Annotated in this window: 13 protein-coding genes; 8 read left to right on the top strand and 5 right to left on the bottom strand. The window is 71.3% G+C overall.

All coding sequences use genetic code 11. The features are described from left to right. The first annotated feature begins 22 nt into the window (after positions 1-22). On the top strand, positions 23-643 hold the full coding sequence (locus ACZ5WE_RS15510) for a lysophospholipid acyltransferase family protein (RefSeq protein ID WP_237330157.1): 621 nt from the start codon (positions 23-25) through the stop codon (positions 641-643). Positions 644-1,262: 619 nt separating this feature from the next. Here the strand turns inward: ACZ5WE_RS15510 and ACZ5WE_RS15505 are convergent. From ACZ5WE_RS15505 to argH, 4 genes are all read right to left on the bottom strand, one after another. After that, on the bottom strand, positions 1,263-2,801 hold the full coding sequence (locus tag ACZ5WE_RS15505) for an MFS transporter (RefSeq protein WP_467686572.1): 1,539 nt from the start codon (positions 2,799-2,801) through the stop codon (positions 1,263-1,265). Beyond that, positions 2,798-3,349, bottom strand: a complete 552-nt coding sequence (locus ACZ5WE_RS15500) for a TetR/AcrR family transcriptional regulator (protein WP_467686574.1) — start codon at positions 3,347-3,349, stop codon at positions 2,798-2,800. Before ACZ5WE_RS15500 ends, ACZ5WE_RS15505 begins: the two co-directional genes overlap by 4 nt. Before the next feature lie 82 nt (positions 3,350-3,431). Further along, entirely contained in the window at positions 3,432-4,406 is a 975-nt protein-coding gene (locus ACZ5WE_RS15495) for an aldo/keto reductase (protein WP_467686576.1), read from the bottom strand. Between the two features lie 125 nt (positions 4,407-4,531). Continuing rightward, complete coding sequence (gene argH, locus ACZ5WE_RS15490) at positions 4,532-5,962, bottom strand: argininosuccinate lyase (RefSeq protein WP_467686578.1); 1,431 nt, start codon at positions 5,960-5,962, stop codon at positions 4,532-4,534. Positions 5,963-6,117: 155 nt separating this feature from the next. Here argH and ACZ5WE_RS15485 point away from each other — a divergent pair, with 155 nt between their 5' ends. The 7 genes from ACZ5WE_RS15485 to ACZ5WE_RS15455 all read left to right on the top strand — a co-directional run bounded on the left by ACZ5WE_RS15485 (position 6,118) and on the right by ACZ5WE_RS15455 (position 12,796). Further along, complete coding sequence (locus ACZ5WE_RS15485; RefSeq protein ID WP_467686580.1) at positions 6,118-6,705, top strand: pyridoxamine 5'-phosphate oxidase family protein; 588 nt, start codon at positions 6,118-6,120, stop codon at positions 6,703-6,705. A gap of 3 nt (positions 6,706-6,708) precedes the next feature. Beyond that, entirely contained in the window at positions 6,709-7,422 is a 714-nt protein-coding gene (locus tag ACZ5WE_RS15480; protein ID WP_467686582.1) for a L,D-transpeptidase family protein, read from the top strand. 98 nt (positions 7,423-7,520) lie between these two features. Continuing rightward, positions 7,521-8,513, top strand: coding sequence for a bile acid:sodium symporter family protein (locus ACZ5WE_RS15475; RefSeq protein ID WP_467686584.1), 993 nt, complete (start codon positions 7,521-7,523; stop codon positions 8,511-8,513). Positions 8,514-8,584: 71 nt separating this feature from the next. After that, on the top strand, positions 8,585-9,301 hold the full coding sequence (locus tag ACZ5WE_RS15470) for a GntR family transcriptional regulator (RefSeq protein ID WP_467686586.1): 717 nt from the start codon (positions 8,585-8,587) through the stop codon (positions 9,299-9,301). After that, positions 9,301-10,305 carry an ADP-ribosylglycohydrolase family protein gene (locus ACZ5WE_RS15465; protein ID WP_467686588.1) on the top strand — a complete coding sequence of 335 codons (1,005 nt, stop codon included), beginning with the start codon at positions 9,301-9,303 and terminating at the stop codon, positions 10,303-10,305. Before ACZ5WE_RS15470 ends, ACZ5WE_RS15465 begins: the two co-directional genes overlap by 1 nt. Before the next feature lie 50 nt (positions 10,306-10,355). Next, on the top strand, positions 10,356-11,825 hold the full coding sequence (locus tag ACZ5WE_RS15460) for a purine-cytosine permease family protein (protein WP_467686590.1): 1,470 nt from the start codon (positions 10,356-10,358) through the stop codon (positions 11,823-11,825). Continuing rightward, positions 11,822-12,796, top strand: coding sequence for a PfkB family carbohydrate kinase (locus ACZ5WE_RS15455; protein ID WP_467686592.1), 975 nt, complete (start codon positions 11,822-11,824; stop codon positions 12,794-12,796). The genes ACZ5WE_RS15460 and ACZ5WE_RS15455 overlap by 4 nt, the downstream gene beginning before the upstream one ends. 146 nt (positions 12,797-12,942) lie before the next feature. On the opposite strand, the gene ACZ5WE_RS15450 is transcribed toward ACZ5WE_RS15455, so the two are convergent. Next, positions 12,943-13,497 (bottom strand): arginine repressor, encoded by a 555-nt coding sequence (locus ACZ5WE_RS15450; protein WP_160503870.1) that lies wholly within the window; start codon positions 13,495-13,497, stop codon positions 12,943-12,945. Positions 13,498-13,501 lie beyond the last annotated feature (4 nt).

Raw genomic sequence — 13,501 nt, 5'->3', positions numbered from 1 at the left:
GCTCGGACCGATCTTGCGTCTGATGTTCCGCCCCCGGGTGGAAGGCGCAGAGAACATTCCGGGCACCGGTCCGGTCATCATGGCCGGTAACCACCTCACGTTCATCGACTCGATGATCATGCCTCTCGTCTGCCCGCGTCCGGTGTTCTTCATCGGCAAGGACGAGTACGTCACGGGCAAGGGGCTCAAGGGCCGCCTGATGGCCTGGTTCTTCACGGGCTCCGGGATGATCCCCGTGGACCGCGACGGCGGCCACGGCGGTGTGGCTGCCCTGATGACCGGGCGGCGCGTCCTGGAGGAGGGCAAGCTCTTCGGCATCTACCCCGAAGGCACCCGCTCCCCCGACGGCCGGCTGTACCGCGGCCGTACGGGCATCGCCCGCCTGACCCTGATGACCGGCGCCCCCGTCGTCCCCTTCGCCATGATCGGCACCGACAAGCTCCAGCCGGGCGGCAAGGGCCTTCCGCGCCCGGGCCGCGTGACGGTGCGCTTCGGTGAGCCGATGGAGTTCTCGCGCTACGAGGGCATGGACCGCGACCGCTACGTGCTCCGCGCCGTGACGGACTCCGTGATGACGGAGGTCATGCAGCTGTCCGGCCAGGAGTACGTGGACATGTACGCGACCAAGGCGAAGGCGGCGTAGCCCGGGGCCCGGTCTTCGGCAGTGCGCCCGCCGCGGCGCCGGGGTCATCCCCCGGCACCGGGGCGGGCGTTCCGCTTTCCCCCTTCGTTCGTCGCCTGCGGGCCGCCAGGGGCTGGTCGCGCAGTTCCCCGCGCCCCTTCGGGACGCGTCAATGGCTCGCCCCGTGCGCTGAGGATCTCCCCCCCGGCACCGGGGCGGGCGTCCGCTTTCCCGTCGTTCGTCGCCTGCGGGCCGCCTGGGGCTGGTCGCGCAGTTCCCCGCGCCCCTTCGGGGCACGTCAATGGCTCGCCCCGTGCGCTGAGGATCTCCCCCCGGCACCGGGGCGGGCGTCCGCTTTCCCGTCGTTCGTCGGCTGCGGGCCGCCAGGGGCTGAGCGCGCAGTTCCCCGCGCCCCTTCGGGACGCGTCAATGGCTCGCCCCGGCACCGGGGATCTCACCCGGCACCGGGGCGGGCGTCCGCTTTCCCGTCGTTCGTCGCCTGCGGGCCGCCTGGGGCTGGTCGCGCAGTTCCCCACGCCCCTTCGGGGCGCGTCAGTGGCGGGCGTTCCGCTTTCCCGTCGTTCGTCGCCTGCGGGCCGTCCGTGGCTGAGCGCGCAGTTCCCCGCGCGGCGGAGCCGCATTACGGGGCGCTGTCCTCCAGCTTTGAGCCCTTCAGGAGGAACCACGCCGCCACGGCCGTGGCGATGAGGACTGCCGCGCCCACACCCGCCGCCAGGCGCAGGCCGTCGACGAAGGCGTCCTGGGCCGAGTGCAGCAGGGCCTGGGCCTCGTGGGCCGGGAGGGCCCCGGAGGATTCCACCGCGCCGCCCAGCGACTCGTGCGCGGCCGACGCCACCTCGGGCGGGGTGCTCGCCGGGGCGGTGAAGTCGCGGTAGACGCCGGTGACGATGGAGCCGAGCAGGGCGATGCCGAGTGCCGCACCCAGTTCGTACGCCGTCTCGGAGACCGCGGACGCGGCGCCCGCCTGTTCCTTGGGCACGCTGGAGAGGATGACGTCGGCGGTCACCGTGAACGAGAAGCCCGCGCCGATGCCGACGACCAGGAGCGAGGCTCCGAGCAGCGGATAGCCGGTGCTCTGCTCCAGCGTCGTGAGCGCCGCCAGCGCGAGCCCCACGGCCGCGAGCCCACCGGCGACCACCGCTCGCACGGAGAACCGCCGCGCGACCATGCCCGCGATCAGACCGGCAGCCACCGCGCCCACCGCGGCGGGCAGTTCGGCGAGGCCCGCCTCGAACGGCCGCCGCCCCTGCACCAGTTGCAGGAACTGGGAGAGGAAGAAGACCAGGCCGGAGAGCCCGAGCACCGTGAGGAGGTCGGCCAGGACCGCCCCGGAGAACCCCCGGTTGCGGAACAGACGCATGTCCAGGAGCGGCGCCGTCAGGGTGAGCTGGCGCCGTACGAACCAGGTGAGCGCCGCCACGCCGAGCACCGCCGCCACCGCGACGTCCCAGCGGAAGCCGTGCGCCGCCGCCTCCTTGATCGCGTACACGACGGCGATCATGCCGATGAGCGAGAGCACGACGCTGATCATGTCCCACGGACCCGGCGCCGGGTTCTTCGACTCGGGCAGGAACTTGATGCCGACGAGGACCAGGACCGCCATCACCGGCAGGTTGATCAGGAAGACCGAGCCCCACCAGAAGTGCTCGAGCAGGAAGCCGCCGACGACAGGTCCGACTGCCGCGCCCGCCGACGCCATCGCGCCCCAGATACCGACCGCGAGGCTGCGCTCGCGCGGGTCGTGGAAGATGTTGCGGATCAGCGCGAGCGTGGACGGCATCAGCGTCGCGCCCGCGACACCGAGCAGCGCCCGGGCCAGCATGAGGAGTTCGGGAGTGGTCGCGTACGCGTTGAGCACCGAGACCGCGCCGAAGGCGACGGCACCGATCAGCAGGAGCTTCTTGCGGCCGATGCGGTCACCGAGGCTGCCCATGGAGACGAGCAGACCGGCGATGACGAACGAGTACACGTCGCCGATCCACAGCAGCTGCGTGCCGGTCGGCTTGAGGTCCTCGCTGATGTAGGGCGTGGCCAGGCCGAGCACCGTAGCGTCCACCGCGACGAGCAGCACGGCCAGGACCAGCACGGCGAGCGCGAGCCAGCGGCCGGGGCTGCGCTCGACCTCCGCCGACGCGGTCCGCTGTTCGATGCTGGTCATGGTTCCACTCTCCGTTGTGCGCCGCCGATCAGCAGCTCGGCGATCATGTGTGTGAAGTCCTTGGCGGCCACGCGGCCGTCCAGTACGGCCCAGGCGCCGGCGCCGATGAGGCCGTACAGCGCCTCCGTGAGCCAGACGGGGCTCAGGTCGATGCGGAACTCTCCGCCCTCCTGGCCGCGCCGGAAGAGCGCGCCGATACTGTCGTCGAGCCGGGACCAGCCCTCGTGCTGCGCGTCGTCCTCGAAGAGCTGGTTCTCGGTGACGAGGAACGCGAGCAGGCCGGCGGCCGACTGGATCTCCTTCACCAGACGGCGCAGCGCCTCCTGGGCGCCGTCCTCGCCGAGCCTGGCCGCTTCGAGAGCGGCCTCGCACTCCTGGATGCCGAGCTCTTCCAGGGCGCGTACGAGGGCGTCGCGCCCGGCGAAGTGACGGTGCAGGGTGGCCCGGCTGATCCCCGCCGCCCGCGCCACCTCGTCCATCGTGGACGAGCCTTTGCGGGTGAGGAGCGCCGCCGCACTGCGCAGCACCTGGTCGCGATCGACTGACATGAGACAACCATAGACCACATGAGACATTTTTGTCTCACGAGATATGCGCGCCTCTCAGCGGAGAGGTGGCCGACGGGGTTTCTCAGTTCCAGGGCAGCTGCCCGCGCCGCTCCCAGTACGCGGCGGGCTCCTCCACCAGGCCCGCGAGCCGTTCCAACTGCTCGGCGTCGAGGTCGACGGCTGCCGCGTGCAGGTTCGACACGAGCTGGACCGAGGTGGCGGCACCGGAGAGCACCACACCCGCCCACGGCTGCCGGAGCACCAGGGCCAGGGCCACCGCGTCACAGCCGAGCCCGGTGGCCCCGGCGATCTCGCGCAGGGCCGCGGGCGCCTGCGCGTCGGCGAGGCGGCCGTTGGCCATGGCCTCCTTGACGAGCACGGTGAGCCCCGCGTCGTGGGCCTCGGCGAGCGCGGGGCCCGCCGACGTCTCCAGGGCGTTGTACGTGGCCTGCACGGTACGGAAGAGCGACTCGCCGTCGACGGTCACTTCGAGCGCGGCGCGGATCGCGGCCGCCTGCTCCGGGCCGCTGACGGAGAGCCCGACCGTCACACCAGCGGCTGCCAACTCGGCCAGTTTCGCGTGCAGTTCCTTGTCGGTGAGAGCGGGGCTCTGCGGCGTCACGGAGTGGATCTGGTAGAGGTCGAGCCGCTCGCCGAGCAGCTGGGCGCTCTCCTCGCGCTGCCTGACGTACGCGGCGACGCTGTGGTCCTTGACCTCGTGCGGGCCCGCGGCGTCGGCGTTCCAGGCGGCCGTGTACGTGTAGCCCCACTTGCTGCCGATCACGACGTCACGGATGTCGGGCCTTGCGTGCAGCCAGTCGGCGAGGAACTCCTCGGAGCGGCCGTAGGAGCGCGCCACGTCGATGTACCGCACGCCCAGCGCGTAGGCGGCGTCGAGGAGTTCGAGGGTGCGCTCGCGCAGGGCCTCGACACTGCGCGAGGGCGGCAGGTCGGCGTCGCGGCCGAGCGTGATGTAGCCGGGCCTGCCGACGGCGGCCAGGCCGAAGCCGATGTGTGCGGTGGGGGTGGTCGCTGCGGCCAGACGTGCGAAAGGCATCGCGGGCTCCGTTCGGTCGACTCCTTCGGCTCCTTGCGAAGACGACCAACGTAACCCGCGATGCCCACGTCAACGCGGCACGCACTGCCCCCGCGACACTTACGCGCCGCGACGCTGTTCCCGCGTCACTTGCGCGCCGCGGCCCACTCCTGCTGGACCGTCAGGTCGGCCTTGACCTCGGCGAGCTGGGCGGCGACGGCCGAAGGGGCGGTGCCGCCGCGGCCGTTGCGGGACGCCAGGGCGCCGGGGACGTTCAGGACGGTCCTGACCTCGGGCGTGAGGTGCTCGGAGATCTTGGCGAACTGCTCGTCCGTGAGCTGGTCGAGCTCGATGCCGTGCGCCTCGCACTCCTTGACGCATTCACCGGCGACCTCGTGCGCGACACGGAACGGCACACCCTGCTTGACCAGCCACTCGGCGATGTCCGTGGCGAGCGAGAAGCCGGCCGGGGCCAGCTCCTCCATGCGCTCGCGGTGCACGGTGAGCGTCGCCATCATGCCGGTGAAGGCGGGGAGCAGGACCTCCAGCTGGTCGCAGGAGTCGAAGACCGGCTCCTTGTCCTCCTGGAGGTCGCGGTTGTAAGCGAGCGGGAGCGCCTTGAGCGTCGCCATCAAGCCGGTCAGGTTGCCGATGAGGCGGCCCGACTTGCCGCGTGCCAGCTCGGCGATGTCCGGGTTCTTCTTCTGCGGCATGATCGACGAGCCGGTCGAGAAGGCGTCGTGGAGCGTGACGAAGGAGAACTCCTTCGTGTTCCAGAGGATGATCTCCTCGGCGATCCGGGAGAGGTTCACGCCGATCATCGCGGTGATGAAGGCGAACTCCGCCGCGAAGTCGCGGGCGGCCGTCCCGTCGATGGAGTTGGCCGCCGAGCCGTGCTCGAAGCCGAGGTCCGCGGCGACGGCCTCGGGGTCCAGGCCCAGAGAGGATCCCGCGAGCGCGCCCGAGCCGTACGGCGAAACGGCCGTCCGCTCGTCCCACTGCCGCAGGCGTTCCGCGTCCCGGGAGAGCGACTGGACGTGCGCGAGGACGTGGTGCGCGAAGAGCACGGGCTGGGCGTGCTGGAGGTGCGTACGGCCCGGCATGGCGACGTCCGGGTGCGCCTCGGCGAGGCCGACGAGCGCACCCTGGAGGTCGGCGATCAGGCCGCCGATGACGCGGGCGTGGTCCCGCAGGTACATCCGGAAGAGGGTTGCCACCTGGTCGTTGCGCGACCGGCCCGCGCGGAGCTTGCCGCCGAGGTCCGGGCCGAGCCGCTCCAGGAGCCCCCGCTCCAATGCGGTGTGGACGTCCTCGTCGGCGATGGTGCCGACGAAGGAGCCGTCGGCCACGTCGGCTTCGAGCTGGTCGAGGCCGCCCAGCATGCGGGTCAGCTCGTCCTCGGTGAGCAGCCCCGCCTTGTGGAGCACGCGCGCGTGGGCGCGGGAACCGGCGATGTCGTACGGCGCGAGGCGCCAGTCGAAGTGGACCGATGCCGACAGCTTGGCCAGGGCCTCTGCCGGGCCGTCCGCGAACCGGCCGCCCCAGAGCCGGACGTCACCGCCGTTGTTGCTGCTCACTTCACGTGCTCCTTAACCTGCATTCACCGTCATGCATGAGTATGCAGTGCATCGTATGTTTCGTCAATCCAGCCCCACGCGGCGCCATGCGACACCGCACCACACCGCGCGAAGTCATTAGACAGGCGAACTAACTTTGTGAATAATCCTTAGGCATGGGAAAGACTTACGAACGCATAGACGGCAGACTCCGCTCGTTCATCGAGGCTCAGCCTCTCTTCTTCACCGCGACCGCGCCCCTCTCCGGCGACGGCACGGTCAATCTCTCCCCCAAGGGCATCACGGGTTCCTTCGCCGTCATCGACGAACACACCGTGGCCTACCTGGACTTCGCCGGCAGCACCGCGGAGACCGTCGCGCACCTGCGCGAGAACGGCCGCGTCACGCTGATGTGGTGTGCCTTCCAGGGTCCGCCGAACATCGTTCGGGTGCACGGCCGCGGAGAACCCGTCTTCCGTGACGACCCGCGCTGGGCCGAGCTGCTCGGCCACTTTCCCGACGTCGACGCCACTCAGCACGGCCTGCGCGCGATCATCGTCGTGACGGCCGAAGTCGTCCGCGACTCCTGCGGATACGCGGTGCCCTTCATGTCGTACGACGAGGACCGCGACCTGCACGCCAGGCGGTTCGCACGGGAGGACGACGCCTCGCTGAGCGCGTACTTCGCCAAGAAAGAGCACATCGCGCAGAGCATGGACGGCCTGCCGGGGCTGCCACTGCCCTTGCCCCCTACTACGGTCTGAGCCATGCGCCCCCGTGCCGTCGCCCTCGCGTCCGCAGCAGCCGTCCTCCTGGCCGTCGTCGGCACGCTCGGAGCCGCGCCCGGCACGGATCCACCGCTGCCGGACCGCATGGCCGACACGGGCGGCGGCACCCAGCTCATCACCGCCGAGGCCGCGCGCACCGCTTCCACCACCGGCACCGTCGCATGGTGGGACCGGCGCGGCGGGCGGTGGGTGAAGTCCGGGTCCACGGCGGGGCGCTTCGGCGCGAACGGCCTGACGGAGGGCGGTTCCCGCAAGCAGGGGACGAACACGACGCCCACCGGGCTCTTCCGGCTCCCGTACGCCTTCGGGATCGAGCCCGCGCCGTCCGGCACGGATTACTCCTACCGCCGCGTCACCAAGGACTCCTGGTGGTGTCAGGACAACGACTCCCGCTCCTACAACCGCTGGACCCAGCCACGCCCGGCCGACTGCCGCGCCGCCGAGTCCGAGCACCTCATCACCTACGACCCGCAGTACACGCACGCCCTGGTGATCGGCTTCAACTACGACCGCCCGGTGCGCGGGCGCGGCGCCGGCATCTTCCTGCACGTCAACGGGCGGGGGGCAACGGCGGGTTGTGTGTCCGTGCCCGAGGACGCGATGCGGCGGATCCTCTCGTGGGCCGATGAAAAGCGGCGGCCGCACATGGCGATCGGGACGGCGTCGGGACCCACCGCCCTCACACGCTACTGAGCAGCCCCGGAACTGACGCCCCCCCGGACAGCTCGGTGTAGCGACCACATATCGAGACGGGGTTGCGTCCGCTCGGCGCGGCGGCGTTGCATCGCCGGGTGCAAACCGAACAGACGATCCCCAGTTCAACGGAGAGCGGCGACAAGGCGGCCCGCCTCGCCGTCACGGTCTTCCCCGTCCTCGTGCTCGCCGCGGGCGCGCTCGGCCTGATGGCGCCGGACGCCTTCAAGGGCTGGGGCAGAGACGTCCCGTACCTCCTGGGTCTCGTGATGTTCTGCATGGGGCTCACCATGACCCCGCTCGACTTCCAGGGCGTCGTCAAGCGGCCCTGGGCCGTCGCGCTCGGCCTGGTCGCGCACTACGTGATCATGCCGGGGCTCGGCTGGCTGATCGCCCACGCGCTCGGGCTCTCGCCCCAACTGGCGGCCGGCGTCATCCTCGTCGGCTGCGCGCCGAGCGGGACCGCGTCCAATGTCGTCACCTATCTGGCGCGCGGCGACGTGGCCCTCTCCGTCTCGGTGGCCACCGTGTCGACCGTGCTCGCGCCGCTCATCACGCCGCCGCTGACGCTGCTCCTCGCGGGCGAGTACCTGCCCGTGGACGCGGGATCGATGGTCACGGACATCCTCAAGACCGTGCTGCTCCCGGTCATCGCCGGTCTCGTCGTACGGCTGCTGTTCGGCCGCTGCATCGGGCGCGTGCTCAGCGCTCTTCCGTGGCTGTCCGCGCTGACCATCGCCGTCATCGTGGCGATCGTGGTCGCGGGCAGCGCGGCGGCCATCAAGTCGGCCGCCCTGCTCGTGTTCCTCGCCGTCGTCCTGCACAACGGCCTCGGCCTCGCGCTCGGCTACGGCGCGGGCAAGCTGGCCCGCCTTGGCCCGCCGGCCTCGCGTGCCATGGCCTTCGAGGTCGGCATGCAGAACTCGGGGCTCGCGGCGTCGCTCGCCACCGCCCACTTCAGTCCGCTCGCCGCGCTGCCCGCCGCCGTGTTCTCCGTGTGGCACAACGTCTCCGGGGCCCTGGTCGCCGCGTGGATGTCCTACCGGGCGCGGCGCACGGAAGAGCTGGGCGGGCCCGCCCAGCAGGCCTGACGGGCACGTACCCGCAAAGAATCTTCCGGCAGCCGTAGACGGGAGGGATCAGCTCCGCTTACCTTCTAGACATGCCTGGACAGGTTCATAAACATCATCGTGTCGCGCACGTGCTCGCCGACGAGATCCGCGCCGGAGTCCACGCCGACGGCAGCCGCCTCCCCGGCGAGCACGCCCTGCGGGAGCGGTTCGGCGTCAGCCGCACCACCGTGCGCCAGGCGCTCAGCGCACTCGGCGAGCAGGGGCTGATCGAGACGCACGCCGGGATCGGTTCGCTCGTCACGTTCGACGGCACCCCGCTCGACCAGCAGCTCGGCTGGACCCGGGCGCTCGCCGACCAGGGCACCGAGCTCTCCACCGACACCCTCCGCTTCGAGCGGATCGCCGACCCGGAGCTGGCCGCCGAACTCGGCCTGACGGACCCGCACTTCATCGCCCTCGACCGTGTCAGGCGACTGCCCGACGGCGCAGGTGTCTCCCTCGAGCGCAGCCGCGTCCCCGCCGTGCCCGCCCTCGCCGACCTGCCCGAGCGCGGTCTCGACGGCGGCTCCCTCAACCGGACCCTGCTGGCCGCGGGGCGCATCGCCGCGTCGAGCGATGCCCGCATAGCGGTGTCCGGCCTCGACGACCAGGACGCGGGTCTCCTGCACCGCGCCCTGGGCGAACCGTTCATCCGGCTCGCCCAGGTCTTTCGCGACGCGGACGGCGAGGTCGTGGAGCAGGTGACGAGCCTGCTCGACCCGTCCCGGTTCCAACTGCACGTACGCACCGGCCGAGGAGGCCACTGATGACCACCGCACCGCCCGACCTTCTCGACCGCGCGCTCGGCGCCTTCCACGGACTCGCTCTCGGCGACGCCCTGGGCATGCCGACCCAGATCATGTCCCGCGAGGAGGTCGTACGCGTCTACGGCACCGTCAGCGGATTCGAGGCCTCCAGGTCCGACAACCCCGTGAGCGCGGGCATGCCCGCCGGGTCCGTCACCGACGACACCGACCAGGCGGTCATCGTGGCGCGGCTGCTCGTCGAGGGCGGCGGACACGTCGATCCACTGCGGTTCGCCGGCGAACTCCTTTCCTGGGAACGGGAAATGAAGGCCAAGGGCTCCTTCGATCTGCTGGGCCCTTCCACCAAGGCAGCCCTGGACGCCGTCGCGGGCGGCACCGACCCCAAGGAGGCGGGCAGGTACGGCACCACCAACGGCGCCGCGATGCGCGTCACCCCGGTCGGCATCGCCTTCGCCGCCGATCCGCTTCCCGACTTCCTCGACCGGGTCGTGGAGTCCTGCCAGGTCACCCACGACACGAACATCGGCATCGCGGGCGCGGCGGCCGTCGCCGCGGCCGTGAGCACCGGCGTCGCGGGCGGCACCCTCGACGAGGCCTTCGACGCGGCGATCACCGCCGCGGAGGCCGGTGCCCGGCGCGGCAACTGGATCGCCGGCGCCGACATCTCCGCCCGCATCGCCTGGGCCCGCACACTGGTGGACGGCCTGGACGAGGCCACGGCCCTTGACCGCATCGTCGCCCTCATCGGCACCAGCGTCGCCAGCCAGGAGTCGGTGCCCGCCGCCTTCGCGGTGCTCGCGCTGACCGGCGGCGACCCCTGGCGCAGCACGCTCCTCGCCGCGAACCTCGGCGGCGACAGCGACACGATCGGCGCGATCGCGGGCGCGATCGCCGGATCGGTGCGCGGCCTCTCGGGCCTCCCCGCCGACGCCGTCCGCACCCTCCGTACGGTCAACAGCCTCGAACTCGAGCCGCTGACAGCCCAGTTGCTCACCCACCGCTGAGACCCCTCACCCGCCCCGTTCCCCCACGTATCGCGCAAGGAGGTTCCGTCATGGCCGCTTCGACGAAGAACGATCAGGTCGGCACCGTGGAGACCCGAGGGATCGAGCCGGTCCCCGACAGTGAGCGTCACGGCCACGCGGGCCAGATGTTCTGGACCTGGTTCGCCGCCAACATCTCGATCCTGGGGCTGCCGCTCGGCGCGACGCTCGTCGCCTTCCGCGGCCTCAACATCTGGCAGGCCGCGCTCGTCGCGATCCTCGGCTCGTTCGGATCGTTCGCGCTGGTGGGTGCGTTGAGCCTGGCCGGCAAGAAGGGCGGGGCGCCCGCTCTGACACTCTCCCGCGCGGTCTTCGGGCAGCGCGGCAACGCGGGCCCGACCCTGGTCAGCTGGCTGAGCCGGGTCGGCTGGGAGACGATCACGACGACCACGGCGGCGTACGCGCTGCTCGCTCTCCTCGGCGTGGCCTTCGACGTCCGCCGGAACTCCTTCCTGACCGTGCTCTGCCTGCTGGTCTTCATCGCCTGCACGCTCCTGATCAGCGGCCTCGGGCATGCCACGATCATGTGGATCAACAAGTGGGCGACGGTCCTGTTCGGCGTCCTGAACCTGATCGTGATGGGCTTCCTGGTCGCGACCGTCGACTGGTCGAAGGTCCTCGAAGCCCCGGCCGGGCCTACCAGTGGCGTCGTCGCGGGCATCGGCTTCATCGCCGCGGGCACGGGCATCGGCTGGGCCAACGCCGGCGCGGACTACGCCCGTTACCTCCCCCGTACGATTCCGGGGCGCCGCCTGGTCACCGCGTCTGCCTTCGGTGCGGGGATCCCGCTCGTGCTGCTCATCTCGCTGGGCTCCCTCCTGACGGCGGGCGACCCATCGCTCGCCACGTCCTCCGACCCGGTCTCCGCGATCAACGCGATGCTGCCGTCCTGGATGGCGATCCCGTATCTGATCGCGGCCTTCGGCGGCCTGCTGATGTCCAACCACCTGTCGACGTACTCCGCGGGGCTCACCATGATCACGCTGGGTCTGCGGGTGCCGCGGGCCTGGGCCGTGGTCATCGACATCGTGCTGATGTTCCTCGGCGGCATCTACTTCATGCTGATCGCCGACGACTTCTACGGGCCCTTCTCCACCTTCCTCACCCTCCTCGCCGTGCCGATCTCCGCCTGGATCGGAGTGATCGCGGTCGACATGGTGCGGGGCCGCGACTACGACCCCGACGGCCTGATGGACACCTCACGGACCAGCCGCTACTGGTACACCGGCGGCTTCCGGCTGCCCGCCGTGCTCGCCTGGGTGGCGGCGATCGTGTCGGGGCTCCTGTTCACCACCGCCGGTACCGGCGCGGCCGACGTGTGGTTCTCCGGGCCGCTGGCCGACACGTGGTTCGGGGTCAACGGCCTCGGCTGGGCGGTGTCCATCGTGATGGGCGCGGCGGTGTACGCGGCCTTCGGCGGACGCGGCCCCCTTTCCACAACGCCTGCCCCCTCCCCCGCAGTTGAGGAGCCCGTCCGATGAGCAGCACCACCGCAACTTCCCCGCGCCTCGTCCTTGCGGGGAACGTCATCGCCGACCTCGTCATCGAGGTCCCCGCACTGCCCGAACGGGGCGGCGACGTGATCGGCTCCCGTACGGAGCTGTACGCGGGCGGCGGCTTCAACGCCCTGACGGCGGCGCGGCGGCTGGGGGCAGACGCGGTGTACGCGGGGCTGCACGGGACCGGGCCCTACGGGGATCTCGTACGCCGCGCCCTCGCCGAGGAGGACATCGCGACCCTGCATCCGGTGCGTACGGACGGGGACACGGGGTTCTGTGTGGCGCTGGTGGACGCCGGGGGCGAGCGGACGTTCGTGACCAGTTTCGGAGTGGACGCGCGGATGACGGCCGCGGAGACGGGCGTTGCCGCGGGGGCGCTGCGGGCGGGCGACACCGTGCAGTTGTCCGGGTACAGCCTCGTGATGGAGGTCAATGGTCCGCTGTTGTCCGCGTTCGCGGCGGGGTTGCCGGGTGATGTGCGGGTCTGTTTCGATCCCGGTCCGTTGGTGGCCGACATTCCCGTGTCGGTGCTTGAGCCGGTCCTTGGGCGGACTGACTGGCTGAGCTGCAATGCGCGTGAGGCCCGCCTGATGAGCGGCCACTCCGAGCCGCGGGCCGCCGCTGCCGCCCTGCTCGGGCGGCTCGCGCCGGGGGCGGGGGTGTTGGTGCGGGCCGACAAGGACGGCTGCTGGGTGGCTGCGCCGGGCTCGGGCGGGGTGGTGCACGTGCCCGGGTTCCCCGTGGACGCCGTGGACAGCAATGGTGCCGGGGACGCCCATGTCGGGGCGTTCCTCGCCCTGTTGGGGCGTGGACTTGATCCCCTCACGGCTGCGCGTGGCGCGAACGCTGCGGCGGCTTGTGCGGTGACCCGGCGGGGGCCGGCTACTGCGCCGGGGCTTGCGGAGCTGGTGGCGTTTCTGGGGGATGATCCGCTGGGTGGGTTGCTGGGGTGAGGGCGGGCCCTGCGGGGCTTTCCCCCTGGCCCCCCGTACAAGATGTCCTCAAACGCCGGACGGGCTGAATGAATTCAGCCCGTCCGGCGTTTGAGGACGAACTCGGCGGTGCCGGTGATCAACGGCACCCGAGGCCCAGGGGCCAGCTAGTGCTCGTTCGATGCCAGCCGCAGCAAGTGATCCGCCAGCGCCTGGCCCCCCGTGGCCTCCCTGCTGATCAGCATCAAGGTGTCGTCCCCCGCGATCGTCCCCAAGATGTCGTGCAGCTCCGCCTGGTCGATCGCCGAGGCGAGGAACTGGGCGGCGCCCGGCGGCGTCCGCAGGACGACGAGGTTGGCCGAGGCCTCGGCGGAGATGAGCAGCTCCGCCGAGAGGCGGCGCATCCGCTCCTCCTTGGCGGACTCCCCCAGCGGCGCACGCGGCGTGCGGAAGCCGCCCTCGCTCGGCACCGCGTAGATGAGATCGCCCTCGGCGTTGCGGATCTTCACGGCGTTCAGCTCGTCCAGATCCCGCGAGAGCGTCGCCTGGGTGACCGTCAGGCCGTCGTCGGCGAGCAGCTTCGCCAGCTGGCTCTGGGAGCGCACAGGCTGCCGGTTGAGGATGTCCACGATCCGGCGGTGGCGTGCGGTGCGGGTCTGCGGCACGGCGGGCCCGGCGTGATCCGGGTGTTCCGCGTGCTCGTTGCCTTGCGCCTGGCTCATCGTC

The organism is Streptomyces sp. NPDC033180 (assembly GCF_055577645.1).
The sequence above is the reverse complement of the archived record's forward strand: the minus strand, read 5'-3'. Positions and strand labels throughout refer to the sequence as shown.